This is a genomic window from Paeniglutamicibacter sp. GQ140 (assembly GCF_059759235.1).
The window spans coordinates 195,000-208,160 of the sequence record NZ_JCAXDW010000005.1; the positions used below are offsets into that span (position 1 = coordinate 195,000).

At 64.9% G+C, this 13,161-nt stretch carries 12 protein-coding genes and 1 riboswitch; of the genes, 4 read left to right on the forward strand and 8 right to left on the reverse strand.

The genetic code is table 11. From position 1 onward, the window contains the following. Window positions 1–2 precede the first annotated feature (2 nt). Both AC6CHY_RS09330 and AC6CHY_RS09335 read right to left on the reverse strand, forming a co-directional pair. Window positions 3–851 carry a siderophore-interacting protein gene (locus AC6CHY_RS09330; RefSeq protein ID WP_336245061.1) on the reverse strand — a complete coding sequence of 283 codons (849 nt, stop codon included), beginning with the start codon at window positions 849–851 and terminating at the stop codon, window positions 3–5. Between the two features lie 75 nt (window positions 852–926). Next, on the reverse strand, window positions 927–1,583 hold the full coding sequence (locus tag AC6CHY_RS09335) for a TetR/AcrR family transcriptional regulator C-terminal domain-containing protein (RefSeq protein WP_336245060.1): 657 nt from the start codon (window positions 1,581–1,583) through the stop codon (window positions 927–929). Between the two features lie 87 nt (window positions 1,584–1,670). Here AC6CHY_RS09335 and AC6CHY_RS09340 point away from each other — a divergent pair, with 87 nt between their 5' ends. Together AC6CHY_RS09340 and AC6CHY_RS09345 are read left to right on the forward strand one after the other, a co-directional pair. After that, window positions 1,671–3,305 carry an amidohydrolase gene (locus tag AC6CHY_RS09340; RefSeq protein WP_217388446.1) on the forward strand — a complete coding sequence of 545 codons (1,635 nt, stop codon included), beginning with the start codon at window positions 1,671–1,673 and terminating at the stop codon, window positions 3,303–3,305. Further along, window positions 3,302–4,672: an APC family permease gene (locus AC6CHY_RS09345; protein WP_217388445.1), complete on the forward strand. Its 1,371-nt coding sequence runs from the start codon at window positions 3,302–3,304 to the stop codon at window positions 4,670–4,672. Before AC6CHY_RS09340 ends, AC6CHY_RS09345 begins: the two co-directional genes overlap by 4 nt. A gap of 75 nt (window positions 4,673–4,747) precedes the next feature. Here the strand turns inward: AC6CHY_RS09345 and AC6CHY_RS09350 are convergent, their stop codons facing one another. Beyond that, complete coding sequence (locus tag AC6CHY_RS09350; protein ID WP_217388444.1) at window positions 4,748–5,353, reverse strand: histidine phosphatase family protein; 606 nt, start codon at window positions 5,351–5,353, stop codon at window positions 4,748–4,750. 46 nt (window positions 5,354–5,399) lie between these two features. Continuing rightward, window positions 5,400–5,524, forward strand: a riboswitch (SAM riboswitch). 14 nt (window positions 5,525–5,538) lie between these two features. Between AC6CHY_RS09350 and AC6CHY_RS09355 the strand changes: the two genes are divergently transcribed. After that, the gene (locus AC6CHY_RS09355) at window positions 5,539–5,973 is read left to right on the forward strand and encodes a hypothetical protein (RefSeq protein ID WP_217388443.1); all 435 of its coding nucleotides are present in this window, start codon (window positions 5,539–5,541) and stop codon (window positions 5,971–5,973) included. On the opposite strand, the gene AC6CHY_RS09360 is transcribed toward AC6CHY_RS09355, so the two are convergent. Together AC6CHY_RS09360 and AC6CHY_RS09365 are read right to left on the reverse strand one after the other, a co-directional pair. Further along, the gene (locus AC6CHY_RS09360; RefSeq protein ID WP_217388442.1) at window positions 5,970–6,434 is read right to left on the reverse strand and encodes an acyl-CoA thioesterase; all 465 of its coding nucleotides are present in this window, start codon (window positions 6,432–6,434) and stop codon (window positions 5,970–5,972) included. The genes AC6CHY_RS09355 and AC6CHY_RS09360 overlap by 4 nt on opposite strands. Next, complete coding sequence (locus tag AC6CHY_RS09365; protein ID WP_217388441.1) at window positions 6,435–7,514, reverse strand: App1 family protein phosphatidate phosphatase; 1,080 nt, start codon at window positions 7,512–7,514, stop codon at window positions 6,435–6,437. 125 nt (window positions 7,515–7,639) lie between these two features. Between AC6CHY_RS09365 and AC6CHY_RS09370 the strand changes: the two genes are divergently transcribed. Then, window positions 7,640–8,071 (forward strand): pyridoxamine 5'-phosphate oxidase family protein, encoded by a 432-nt coding sequence (locus AC6CHY_RS09370; protein ID WP_217388440.1) that lies wholly within the window; start codon window positions 7,640–7,642, stop codon window positions 8,069–8,071. A gap of 51 nt (window positions 8,072–8,122) precedes the next feature. Here AC6CHY_RS09370 and xdhC read toward each other — a convergent pair whose 3' ends face one another. Genes xdhC through AC6CHY_RS09385 form a run of 3 tightly spaced genes read right to left on the reverse strand, consistent with a single transcriptional unit; the run spans window position 8,123 to window position 12,788 of the window. Then, window positions 8,123–8,929 (reverse strand): xanthine dehydrogenase accessory protein XdhC, encoded by an 807-nt coding sequence (xdhC, locus tag AC6CHY_RS09375; RefSeq protein WP_217388439.1) that lies wholly within the window; start codon window positions 8,927–8,929, stop codon window positions 8,123–8,125. Beyond that, the gene (xdhB, locus tag AC6CHY_RS09380; RefSeq protein WP_217388438.1) at window positions 8,926–11,283 is read right to left on the reverse strand and encodes a xanthine dehydrogenase molybdopterin binding subunit; all 2,358 of its coding nucleotides are present in this window, start codon (window positions 11,281–11,283) and stop codon (window positions 8,926–8,928) included. Before xdhB ends, xdhC begins: the two co-directional genes overlap by 4 nt. Beyond that, complete coding sequence (locus AC6CHY_RS09385) at window positions 11,280–12,788, reverse strand: xanthine dehydrogenase small subunit (RefSeq protein WP_217388437.1); 1,509 nt, start codon at window positions 12,786–12,788, stop codon at window positions 11,280–11,282. Before AC6CHY_RS09385 ends, xdhB begins: the two co-directional genes overlap by 4 nt. Between the last annotated feature and the right edge of the window lie 373 nt (window positions 12,789–13,161).

Consider the following 13,161-nt stretch of genomic DNA (forward strand, 5'->3'; position numbering starts at 1 on the left):
GGCTACGCGCTTAGCGCCTCGGGAAAGATCTGTCCGATGGGCGACTTCTTCTCTGCCTGGAACTCGTCCTCGGCACGCCCGTAGGCCCAGTAGGCGGACAGGGACATGGCCCTGCGGTCCACGCCGCGTTCGCCATTGAGGTAGGCACGCAACGACTTCATGGTTTCACGCTCGCCATGGGCAAAGACCTGGATGGTTCCCTCGCGCCAGGGCGCATCACGCACCACTGCCTCGAGCCGTGTGCTTTCCGGAGTGAAGTAGCCGCCGCGGTGCAGCCAGTGGACGTTGACCCCTGCAGGAACGTCCAACTGCACCTCATCCTCGGGGCCAATTACCTCAAGGTAGATGTCCCCCACCATGTCCGGGGTCATGTCCTCGACGGCCGCGGAAATCGCCGGAAGAGCGGTCTCATCCCCGATCAGCAGATGGCGGTCAAATGCCGGGTCTGGCGTGTAGAGTCCGCCGGGACTGGTGAAGCAGATCAGGTCACCGATCTTGGCATTTTGGGCCCAGGGGCCCGCCAGTCCCTGATCACCGTGGATGACGAAGTCGATCTGCACGGTTTGGGCACCAAGATCCACGTGGCGCAGGGTGTAGGTGCGGCGAACCGGAAAATCTTCCGGGGCCAGCTGCTCGCGCAAGGCGTCGAGGTCGAACGGGGGCACCAGACCAAGTTCCGGCTTGGCAAAAAGGATCTTGACGTAGCGGTCGGAGACGGCCTTGTCCTGGAAGTTCACGAACCCCGGCCCGCCGAAGGTCAGTCGCATCATGTGGGGACTCAGTCGCTCGCTCGCCAAAACCTCGAGGACTACCTGGGGCCGAACCGGACGTGCTGAACGCTGCGTACTCACTAATTACCACTTTCTTGGATTAGGGAAGGTAAACCTATCCTATTCGATGGGGCATCGACCAAGCCAATGCCAACTTCACATGCCTACTCCATTGCGCCGGGCCAGACCGTCGATCATGATCGCCAGCCCGACCTCAAATGAATGGTCCGCGCGCGAGCCCTCAAGCGCAGACTGCGCAGCGAGGACTCCGGCCAGCCCCGGGGTTTGCGCAGCGGCCTCGCCGGGATCGAACATGTCATCCGGGGCAACCACATCAAGCGCGGACCCCAGGATGAACGACTCCAATGCCACCATGTCGCCCATAACTGCGGACGCCTCCCAGCCGGCGGCAAGGAATCCCTGCACTACGCATTCATACATGGCCAAGGTTCGAGTCGCCCCTGTGATGGGCTCGGTGGCCAACAGGGCAATGGCATTTGGGTGTGCGGAGAACGCGGCCCGGTAGGACCGGGCCCAGCGCTCCACGGCTTCGCGCCAGGACAAGTTTCCGAAACCACTGACATCAATGCTCTCATTGACCACCTCGCGCATCCCCACCAACAGCGCCTGCTTGTTCTTGACGTGGTGGTAGAGCGCGGGCGGCTTGACCCCAAGCTCGCCGGCGAGCGCTGCCATGGAGAACTTCTCCGGCCCCACTGAATTGAGCAGCCTAAGGGCCGCGACGAGGATCCTTTCGCGGTCGAGCACCGAGGTGCGCGGCCGACCGGCGCGACGAACTTCTGACGAATCCACCAAAACCCCTTGCGTGTGACTCCGCCCACAGATAAGGTAGGCGACAGTTTATTTAATCTTATTAAATTTAGTTGGGAGCTGTACCCCTTGACCTTGACAGTCTTTCATTCGGGCTCGGTTGCCGGTGCCCCTGCGGGGCAAACGACCGCCGTGGCGGTCACCGACGGAATCATCACCGCCATCGGACCGGCCGCCGGGGACCTGGCATCGATCGCCGATGTCCTCCATGACCTGCGCGGCGGCTACCTGGGGCCCGCCTTCGGCGACGGCCACGCCCACCCCCTCTTTGCCGGGCTCGAGGACGTCGGTCCCCAGATCCGCCACTGCACGGACCTCGACGAAATCCTGGCCGCGGTCGCACGCTGGGCGGACGAGCACCCCGGGGACGAATGGATCGTCGGTGCCAGCTACGACGCAACATTGTCCGAAGACGGATGCTTCGATGCCCGATGGCTCGACAGCGTCGTTTCCGACCGCCCCGTACTCTTGCGCGCCTGGGACTACCACACGGTATGGGTCAATTCCCGGGCACTGGAAATTTCCGGGGTCACCTCGGAGACGCCAGAGCCCGAGCTCGGCCGTATCATCCGTCGCCCGGACGGGTCCCCCCTGGGGACGCTGTGCGAACCCGGCGCCATCGACCTGGTTGCCGCCCATGTTCCCGCACACGGCCAGGACACCTTGGTCTCGGCCCTCACCAGGGCCACCTCGGCATTTGCCCGGGCCGGTGTCAGCTGGGTGCAAGACGCATGGGTGGAAACGGAATCCCTCGACGCCTACCTCGCCGCCGCACGACAGGGGGCGTTGCACACCCGGGTGAACCTTGCCTTCCGCGCGGACCCGTTGCGCTGGGCACGGCAACTGCCCGAATTTGCCGCAGCCAGGGACCGCGTGGTCGCCGCCGGTGGGGAACTGCTCAGCGCAAACACCATCAAGTTCTTCCTGGACGGGATCGTTGAATCGCACACGGCCCACATGATCGATGCCTATGCGGACTGCCCCGGCAGCCGCGGCCTGCCCAATTGGGAAGACCACTCACTCATTGATGCGGCGATCGCCGTGGATGCCATGGGTTTCCAGTTGCACCTGCACGCCATCGGAGACGCCGCCGTGCGTCAGGGACTGGACACCATTGCGGCGGTCGTTGCCGCCAACGGCCCACGCGACCGCCGACCGGTCATGGCCCACCTGCAGTCCATCTCCCCCACCGACCTGCCACGGTTCAGGGAACTGGGCGTCATCGCGAACTTCGAGCCGCTGTGGGCCCAGCGGGACACCGTCATGACCGAACTGACCTTCCCGCGGCTTGGAGCCGAACGCGCGTCACGGCAGTTCCAGATCGGCGAGGTCGCCGCCTCGGGCGTCAAGGTGTCCTTTGGCAGCGACTGGCCCGTCACACACCACCACCCGATGCTGGGCATCGGCACGGCAGTGACCCGCACAGGGCTGGCCGACCCCGACGTTCCTCCGCTGGCCGGGGCCCCCTACTGCGTTGTCGATGCCCTGGACTCCTACAGCACCCAGGTGGCCTACCAGGCCTTTGCCGACCACGAACGCGGAACCCTGGCAGCGGGGCAGATCGCGGACCTGGTCTGGCTGGAGAGCGATCCGCGCTCCAGCGCGGAACACGACGTGGCCGGCGTGAAGGTCCTTGGCACCTGGCTCGCAGGCAACCCCACCTATTTGGCAGCACCCGATCGAATATTGGAAGGAACACGATGAACACCAAGGTCTCGGCCCACGTCCCTGCAGTCGGCAGCATCCACGGCTCCCGTCCCACCGAGCTCAAGCGGGTCCTGGGCATTCCCTTCCTGGTGCTCTTCGGACTGACCTACATGGCACCCGTGACGGTGTTCACCACCTACGGCGTGGTGACCGGGGTGACCAACGGACATCTGCCGGCCGCCTACATCGTGGGGCTGGTGACCATGCTTTTCACCGCCTTCAGTTATGCCCAGATGTCCCGGGCCGTGCCCCAAGCCGGATCCGCCTACGCCTACACCCAGCAGGCCTTCGGCGGAACTGTCGGCTTTGCCACCGGCTGGACCCTGATGCTCGACTACTTGTTCATCCCGATGATCAATTTCCTGCTCATCGGGATCTACCTCAACACGCAATTCCCCGCGGTTCCCGCCTGGGCGTTCTCGCTGGTGTCCCTCGTGCTGGTGCTGGGCCTGAACATCATCGGCATCAAGTTCATCGGCCGGCTCAGCGCCACGGTGGTCGCCTCCTCGGTGCTCATGATCGGCGTCTTCGTGGCCCTGGTGCTCAACCAGGTCCTCAACGCCGATGCCCCAAGCCTGTTGGCACCGTTCTCCTTTGGCGCCGACGGCCTGGGCCCAATCTTCTCCGGCGCTGCCATCCTCTCGCTCTCGTTCCTGGGATTCGATGCTATTTCGACCTTGTCGGAGGATGCGAGGAATCCCGGCAAGACGATTCCCGCCGCGATCGTGCTCACCACCTTGGCCGGCGGTCTGATCTTCATCGTCGTTGGCTGGGCCGGGGCATTGATCCACCCGGACCACACCACCTTCGCCGACCCGGATGCCGCGGGCGTCGAGCTCATGGCAGGGGTCGGCGGTTCGGTGCTCACCGCGATTTTCGTGGCGGTCTACGTGGTGGGGTCATTTGGTTCGGCCATGGCCTCGCAGGCCAGCGTGACCCGAATCCTGTACTCCATGGGCCGCGACGGATTGCTGCCGCGCCGCATGGGCATGCTCAACCGCCGTTTTTCCACCCCCGTCTATGCCACCCTCGTAGTCTCCGCGGTGTCGCTGACCTACCTCTTCGTCAGCTTGGAGACTGCGGCCTCGGTGGTCAGCTTCGGGGCCCTGGTTGCGTTCTCCATGGTGAACCTTTCGGTCATCAAGACCTTCTTCATGGATGCGAAGTCGCGCGGTGCCCGCTCGGTGTTGCTCTACCTGCTCATGCCCCTGGTGGGATTCGCGCTGACCATTTGGTTGTGGACCTCGCTTTCCGGCGTCAGCCTCGTGGTGGGACTGATGTGGTTCGCGGCAGGAATAGGCTTTTTGGCCATCCGCACCAAGGGCTTCCGCACCACCCCGCCGAAGCTTTCCTTCGAGGACTGACGCCGACCCGGAAATGCCGCCCCACGAAGTTCCGGCATCGTGCGGGCGGCACCGCCGTTTGCGGGGCGGGACCTTCTAGTCCAGGTGCCGGTCCTGCCAACTGCGCATGGTCCAGCGGGATTTGGCTGCCGCATCCAGCGTCACCACGCCGGTGTTGGCCAGGGGCGTCGGACGCAGCAAGCCGGGGTCGAAGTTGGTGCTCCTGGACGCAAGCCAGGTCACCAGCATGGCTGCGTGGCTGACCACCACGAGCTTCCCGGTCCCCGCGGCGCGGGCCTGCTCGATGACCACGTTGAAGCGCTCCAGCGCGGTGTGTGCATCTTCGCCGCCTGCAACCTTGGCTGCCAGGTCGCCGGAGAGCCAGCGGAAAAAAACGTCGCGGTAGGCCAGCTGGGCCTCGGGGTCGTTGCGCATTTCCAGTTCCCCGGCGGAGATCTCGCTCAATCCCGCATGCTCGGCCATGATCAGGCCGCGCGACTCGGCCAGGGGCGTGGCAGTCATCTTGGCGCGCAGCAACGGCGAGGAGAAAACCGCGTCGACATCCTCAGCACCGAGCCGCTTCACGAGTTCCCGAACCTGGGCCAGGCCCGTCTCATCCAGCGGGGCGCCGGGGGCCGCGGTGTCCAGGGCCTGTGCCACGTTCGAGGCGGTCTGCCCGTGGCGGATCAAGATGAGTCTCATTCATTCACTCTAAATCGTCGCCGGTGATTTGGTACGATGAATCCAGCTTCACGAGATGCACGCCAGACTTGGGCTCCGACCCGGCGCGCGCACCAACCCCATGCTTCACGGGTGGTTCGGATGACGAAGCGGTCCTGGCAGCAGCCGCTGCCCTGGGGACAAGAGCACACGAAAGGCGCCGCCCCTTGCGCAATCAGTCACGTTCCACCGACACCTGTACCTCGTTCCACTCCGGGCACCGCACCAACCCCCGCGCCATCAGGAGCCTCATGTCCCGCCCCACGCTGTGGGCCCCCGCGGACGTCGAGGTCGCGATGTCGATGGCCCACGGACTGACGCTGCACGTCTTTGCCGGCGGGACGCACCACCAGGTGTTCGCCCACGACCTGCCGGAGATTTCCCACCTGCTGCGCGTTGCGCCGCAGCCGGCCCCCGGTCTGTCGCTGGGGCGGGTCAATTTCCACAACAGCGCGATCGCGCTTCCCGCGGACCCGCGGCACAGCGCCGGGTTGCGCTACTTCTCGTTCAGCACCGAACCGCTGTCGGCCTGCAACTTCGAGCGCGACGAGGCACTGGCCCGGGACTTCGAGTCCCTCACGGCCGACCTGCAGCTGTCCTAGCGAAAGATCGGATCGGCGGCGTAGCGCGCCAGCGCTTCCTTGTTGCCCGGGCTCAGGCGCAACAGGCGCTGTTCGTCGACGGAAAAGAATGCCAGGGTCGTGGCGGCGCGCACGCACACCCCGCCGTCCACGGGATCGTGGAACTCGTAGCTGATGTCGAAGCTCGCGCCCTTGATGGTGCTGATCCACAAATCCACGTGGGCCGGGACGTTGCGGTAGTCCAGCGGCTTGAGGTAGCGGACCCGGTGCTCGACGACCAGGATCTGCGTGTTCTCCGGGACCGTCGAGAACAGGTCGACCTGGGGCATGATGCCGGGCTTTCCGGTGCCGCCGGGCACCCCGAACCCGGCAATGCGTGCCTCTTCCATCATGCGAACCAGGTTCACGTTGTTGATGTGGCCGTACGCGTCCATGTCCCCCCAGCGCATGGGGACCTCGACGCGGATCTTCTGTTCGGGCATTCAGTCGATCCTTGCCTGGTCATCGGGGCAGATGATGCCCAGCGCCTCCAGCTTCTGGGCAATGCGCGCCCCGTCCGGCTCGTAGACCCATGGCACCCCGGGTGTGGAGTTCAGGATCCCCTGGCTGCGCCCGCCGGCCAGCACCGCCTCGGAGGGCGTCAGCTGGCGGATGACGATGGCTTCGACATGGTGCGGGTAGCGCCTGGCGAATTCGGCGTAGAGGTACGGATCGTGCTGTCCGTCGTCGCCGATCAGCAGCCACTTCATGTTCGGGAACTCGGCGGCGAGGCGCCGCAACTGGTCGGCCTTGTGCTGCATGCCCGAGCGGAACCAGCTGCGCTCGGTCGCGCCCCAGTCGGTGAGCAGCAGGGGGCCCTGCGGGTAGAGGTTGCGCGAGAGGAAGCGGGTGAGGGTCTGGGCCACGTTCCAGGCCCCGGTGGAGAGGTAGAAGGTGGGGGCGCCGGGCTTGTCGCGCATCAGCCGCTCCATCATCACCGGCATCCCCGGGGTGGCCAGGCGGGCGTGCTCGGAGAGCACGAAGGAGTTCCAGGCCGCCAGCAGCGGGCGCGGCAGCGCGGTGACCACGACCGTGTCGTCCACATCCGAGAGCACCCCGAATTCCTGCGCCCCGTCAACGACCATGATCGGCGCGGTGACGGCGGCCCCGCCCTCGGTATGCAGGCTGATCTCGTTCCACCCCGGTTCCAGCGAGGCGGCCACCCGGACATCGAGCACTCCCCCGCGGTCGGCCTGGACCGCGAAGCGCTCGCCGTTGATGTGCACCTCGACCTCGCCGTGCGGCACGATCGGGGCCATGAAGTTGCGCCAGCCGCGCACCCCGTCGGCGATGACCTTCGCCAGGTGGCGCCCGGCATCGAAGGCACCGGGCTTTGCCAACACCACGCGGGCGAAGATGCGCACCCAGCCGTTCTCCGGATCCGACAAGCCGTAGCCGGTGTAGGGCAGGACCGTGGGAACCATGCCACGTTCGCGGGCGCGCTCCGCGCGAAGCTCGTAAAGGCGATCCTCGAAGCGTGCTGCAATATGCCGGGCACGTTCGGATCCTGTTTCCTTGACCATGATGTCCAGTCTTTCATGAGCCGGGGGCATGCGGTGGATCGAAAGGATGACTCGCCGCCACTGCGTGAAAAAGACCAGGCCCGATAACACTGGCATTATTCTACGTTCCGTAGAAGAATGAGCCCATGATGTTTGACCACGAGACAGATCAACCAGTGCTGGTGCTCACCGAGGATCAGGCCTGGAGCCTCCTCGAGCGCACCGGCCACGGCCGCCTGGCCACGGCAGTGGGCAGCACCGTCGACATATTCCCGCTGAACTTCGGCTTGCTGGATCGGACCATCTATCTGCGCACGGCACCGGGCGAAAAGCTCGCCGCTCTGACGGTGCACGATGCGGTTGCGTTCGAGGCCGACGGCATCCTCTCCGACGAGGCCTGGTCGGTAGTGGTGCACGGAAACGCGCACCAGTTGCAGACCAGCGCAGAGATCGAGGAAGCGCGCAGTTCAGGCGTCTCCCCCTGGACCCCCACGCAGAAGCATGCCTGGGTCAAGATCGAGGCCACCAGCATCTCCGGGCGCCATTTCCTCCTCGGGGAACAACCCGAGGCGGATTAGGGGACATTGCCGCATACGGCCCCCACATCCACTGGGCCGAACGGCTGGTGATCAGACCTTGACGGCGCTGACCTTGTTCATGCGTTTGAGAAGGACGGCTGCTACGCTGACCGCAATCGTGGCAGGGTCCTTGCCCACCACCTCCGGGTCTCCGATGGGGCAGTCTATCCTTCCAATCACGGCTGCCTCATGTCCGCTTTCCGCAAGATTCTTGCGGAATCGCTGCCATTTGGCGTTGGACCCGATCAGGCCGATCGAGCCAAGACTCGGATGCCGCAACGCAGCATCACAGAGGTGGAAATCCTCCGCGTGGTCATGGGTCATGATCAGCACATGGGTTCCACTGGGCAACCGACTGAGCACTTCTTCACCAATGACGGCCAGTTTCGGATGAATGCGCGCCACCGCCGGTTCAAGAGCTTGCAGGCCCCGCAGGTTTTCCTCGCGGGAATCGCTCAAATACAGTTCAATGTCCTGCCGCGAAAGGATGCGGGCGAGTTCAAGACCCACATGGCCAACGCCAAAGACCGCCACCGCCGGGGGCACGGCCAGTGGTTCAAGCAAGATCGTCACTTCTCCTCCACAGCATTGTCGACCGTAGGTCGCAGGAGCCTTGTCATTCAGCCGCAAGGTCATGGTTTCGGGCACGTGCAGCGACTCGGTGAGCATTTGCCGTGCCCGTGTCACCGCGATCATCTCCAGGTTGCCGCCACCGATGGTTTCAAAAAGCTCGTCACTGGTGGCAACCATCTTGGTTCCGGCTTCACGCGGTGCATGCCCGCGTACTTGGACCACGGTGATCAACACCGCCGGGGCGCGACGTGCCCGAAGCCGCGTCACCGCATCAATCCAGGTCATGAGGATCGTCCGCTGATCATTTCGCTGTGCTCGCGGGCCGCCTGGACCGCCCAGAACACCGCTTCGGGCGTGGCAGGCGAAGCCAGCTCCACACTGGTTCCGGACGGGGCAAATTCCGCGATGGCTTGGCGCAATGCCTCGCGCACAGAAAGGGACAACATCAGTGGGGGCTCGCCTACCGCCTTGGAACCGTAGACCGCGCCCTCTTCATGGGCCTTGTCCAGTAGCGAGACGTTGAAGACTTCGGGCATTTCCGACAGGCTCGGGATCTTGTAGGTGCTGGCGCTCTGGGTCGCCAGCCGCCCCCTGGCGGGCCGGTCGCTGGTGTCCCAGCGCAGGTCCTCCAGGGTCAACCACCCCGCCCCCTGCACGAATCCGCCTTCGATCTGTCCCAGGTCGATCAGCGGGGAGAGCGAATCCCCCACGTCATGCACCACGTCCACCCGGCGCAGGGTGTATGAACCGTCGAAACGGCTGATCTCCACTTCACTGGCCGCCGCCCCATAGGCGAAGTACTTGAACGGTTCCCCCTTCATGATGTCCAGGTCCCAGTGCAGTCCCTCGGTCCGGTAAAAGCCCGCGGCGGACAGCTGGACCCGCTGGAAGTACGCGGTGTTTACCAGTTCCTGCCACGTGATGGATTCACGTCCGCCGAGGCTGGAGACGGTACCGCGACTGAACCGGATCTCGTGCGCTGGAACACCCAGCTTGACGGCCGCCACCTGGGCGAGTCGTTCACGGATCTGCTCGCACGCATCCTTTACTGCCCCGCCGTTCAGGTCGCTGCCCGAGCTGGCCGCCGTGGCCGAGGTGTTCGGAACCTTGTCGGTACGAGTCGGTGCGATCCGCACGGTATCGAGGGTGACTCCGAGGGTGGTGGCTGCCACCTGCAGTATCTTGGTGTGCAGCCCCTGCCCCATTTCGGTGCCACCGTGGTTCACCAGCACCGAACCGTCCTTGTAGACCAGCACCAGGGCGCCGGCCTGGTTGAAGGCGGTGAGGTTGAAGGAGATCCCGAATTTCACCGGGGTCAGGGCCAAGGCCCGCTTTGCATGCTCATGGCTCTCGTTGAAGTGGCCAATCTCTGCTTCGCGACGTTCGATCTGCGCACCCTCCAGCAGCTGCTGCCAGGCGGCCTCCATCCGTTCGGGATGGCGCACCGGCTGGTAGTACGGGGTGTCCTGCCCCTGGACGTAGAAATTCCGGCGCCGCAGTTCCCTGGCGCTTATCCCGAGTTGCGGGGCCACCCGTCCCAGGATGTCCTCCATGACCAGCATGCCCTGTGGTCCCCCGAAGCCGCGGAACGCCGTTTGCGAGGTCTTGTGGCATTTGGCGACCCGGCCGTGAACCCGGATGTTCGGTATCCAGTAGGCATTGTCAATGTGGCACAGCGCCCGGGTCAGCACCGGCTCGGACAAATCCAGGCTCCACCCGCCGTCAGCGGTCAGCGTCGCATCCAGGCCCAGGATCCTGCCTTCCTCGTCAAAACCGGCTTTCCAGCTGGCATGAAAACCGTGGCGTTTGCCGGTCATGGTGATATCCACCGTCCGGTCCAGCCGCACCCGCACCGGCCGCCCGGTGAGCATGGCCCCGAGGGCCGCCACCGCGGCAAACCCATGCGACTGCATTTCCTTGCCGCCGAAGGCGCCGCCCATGCGCAGCACCTGGACGGTGACCCGGTGCGCGGGGATTCCCAGTATGTGGGAGACGATGTCCTGGGCTTCGGTGGGGTGTTGGGTGGATGAATGGATCATCACCTGGCCGATTTCATCCATCATGGCCAGCGAGTTCTGGGTCTCCAGGTAGAAGTGTTCCTGCCCGGCGAACTCGAACTCCCCCTCAAACACCCGCGCGGCGTCCCCGAATGCGGCATGGCTGTCGCCCTTGTCGATCACCGGCTGGATTCCGTGGAAGCTTTGCGCGGCGATCGCGTCCTGCAGGGTGATCAACGAGTCGAGCGGTTCGTAGTCCACCTCAACGGCGGCTGCCCCGGCCTTGGCTGTTTCCAGGTCCTCACCGAGAACCCACACCACGGGCTGGCCGTAGAACATGACCTCGTCCACCGGCAGCATCGGTTCATCGTGTTTGGCACCTTGGTCATTGACCCCGGGGATGTCCGCTGCCGTGATCACCCGGACCACGCCGGGAACCCGGTAGGCCCCGTCGATACCCACATCCAGGATTTTTGCGTGCGCCTGCGTCGACTGCACCGGGTAGGCATGCAGCACCCCGACCAACCGCCGATCCAGGTCATCGGTGTACAAGGCGCTTCCGGTGGCATGGTCCACGGCGGATTCATGCGGATGCCACTCCCCGACGATTGGCCGCTCGGGACGTTGGGACAGCTGGCTCATTTGCCTTCTCCCGTCAACCGGCCGGTCTCTTGCAGTTGTGCGGCGAAGAACCGTTCCAGCGAGGAGGCAAGCATGGCCTTCCGGTATTCGGCGCTGGCCCGGTGGTCATCCATCGGGGTACCTTCCTCGCCCATCACCCGTGCCGCGGCGCGGATCGTTTCCAGCTCCCAGGCCCGGCCTTCGAGCACCATTTCGGTGGCGGTCGCGCGCAACGGGGTGGCCGCCACGCCGCCCAGGCCGATCCGCGCCTTGGTGATGATGCCGCCCTCGACGGCGAGCGCATAGCCGATGGCCACGCTGGAGATGTCGTCAAAGCGGCGCTTGGAGATTTTTTGGAAGGACGTCAGTTTGGACAGCGGCAGCGGGATGCGGATGGCGCTGATCAGCTCGCCGGGCCGGCGGACCGTTTGCCGGTAGCCGGTGAAGTAGTCGGCCAATGGCACCATCCGCTGGTCCGCCACCGAGCTGAGCACCAGCTCGGCTTCCAGGGCCAACAAGGCCGGAGGAGTGTCGCCGATGGGTGAACCGGTGCCCAGGTTCCCGCCGATGGTCGCGCTGTTGCGGATGAGCCGGGAAGCGAATTGGCCAAAGAGCTTGTCCAGCAGGGGGATCCGCCCTTGCAGTCCACGCTCCAGTTCACTGAGCGTGCAGGCCGCCCCGATCTCAAGATGCGTGTCCGTGACATCCAGTTGCCGCAGTTCGCTCAGCCGGTCGATGGCCAGCAGGGAACGGGCCCGTGCCCCCTTGATGTTGACCTCCACGCCCCAGTCGGTTCCACCGGCGAGCGGCAGCACCTCGGGTTCCTCGGACAGGATCCGCAGGGCCTCCTGCAGGGTTCCGGGCCTCCGGTAACGGCCGAGCTGGCCTGCAGGGGTATCGGCGCGAGACAGGTCTGTGTTCACCACGGCCGGCGCTGGCCGGTAGCGGCGGGCAGCGAGCGCATCGTCCGCCGCCGGCGTGCCGAGTGCGAAGGCGGCATCACGAATGGGCCGGTACCCGGTGCACCGGCACAGGTTGCCTGAAAGCGCATGCAGGTCGAACCCATTTGGCCCACAGTGGTGGTCGGCTGCGTCTTCTTCGTCCGGCGGGGTGCCTGCGGGGGCAGCTCGTTCCGGACGGTAGTATTCGGCGGCCATGCTGCAGACGAATCCCGGGGTGCAGTACCCGCATTGGGATCCACCGTGCTCGACCATCTGTTGCTGGACCGGATGCAGGTCGGTGCGGTCCCCCAACCCCTCGGCCGTAATCACTTCCTGCCCGTCGAGGGCCACGGCGGGCAGAAGACAGGCGTTTAGTGCGGTCCAGCGTGTGGCATCTCCGTCTGCTCGGGCCACCAGGATGGAACAGGCCCCGCATTCGCCCTCGGCGCAGCCTTCCTTGCAGGAGGTAAGTCCTTCACCGCGAAGGAAGTCCAGGGCGTTGGTATGCGTTGGTCCGGTAAATTCCCGCACCGTTCCGTTAACGGTGATCAAGCACTGGGATTCTGTGGTTGGTTTGGCGGTCATGCCGCTTCCTCCTGCTTCCCGCCGAGCGGAAAGCCCTGTGTACGAACGATCGATAATGGGCACCCAACAAAGCGGCCTGCGTATCAGCGTCAGGAGCCGGAGTCCGGGTCAGCTGGCTCGCTGTGCGCAGGCCAGCTTAGGCTCCGTGGGCAATCTGCCCTTTCGGCCACGCGATCGTTCCACCCATGAGGTCCTCCGACATTTTCCGATCATCCATGTGGTTGGTTCACAAAACAGTCAAAAAGTTCGCGGGAGTTTGCTGCGCTCGGCTGCAGCCTCCGTGTTGCAGGCCGGCCGTCTTGTTGTTCACAGCTGTGACTCCCTGTCGTTTCCATTGAATGGACCGGCAAACCCGCTGTGTCCGGAACCGCCA

Excerpts from the sequence above, each read along its gene's own strand:
- AC6CHY_RS09385 (WP_217388437.1), bottom strand. The coding sequence starts at position 12,788 with ATGACCGCCAAACCAACCACAGAATCCCAGTGCTTGATCACCGTTAAC.
- AC6CHY_RS09370 (WP_217388440.1), top strand. The coding sequence starts at position 7,640 with ATGATGTTTGACCACGAGACAGATCAACCAGTGCTGGTGCTCACCGAG.
- xdhB (WP_217388438.1), bottom strand. The coding sequence starts at position 11,283 with ATGAGCCAGCTGTCCCAACGTCCCGAGCGGCCAATCGTCGGGGAGTGG.
- AC6CHY_RS09360 (WP_217388442.1), bottom strand. The coding sequence starts at position 6,434 with ATGCCCGAACAGAAGATCCGCGTCGAGGTCCCCATGCGCTGGGGGGAC.
- AC6CHY_RS09365 (WP_217388441.1), bottom strand. The coding sequence starts at position 7,514 with ATGGTCAAGGAAACAGGATCCGAACGTGCCCGGCATATTGCAGCACGC.
- AC6CHY_RS09345 (WP_217388445.1), top strand. The coding sequence starts at position 3,302 with ATGAACACCAAGGTCTCGGCCCACGTCCCTGCAGTCGGCAGCATCCAC.
- xdhC (WP_217388439.1), bottom strand. The coding sequence starts at position 8,929 with ATGACCTGGATTGATGCGGTGACGCGGCTTCGGGCACGTCGCGCCCCG.
- AC6CHY_RS09350 (WP_217388444.1), bottom strand. The coding sequence starts at position 5,353 with ATGAGACTCATCTTGATCCGCCACGGGCAGACCGCCTCGAACGTGGCA.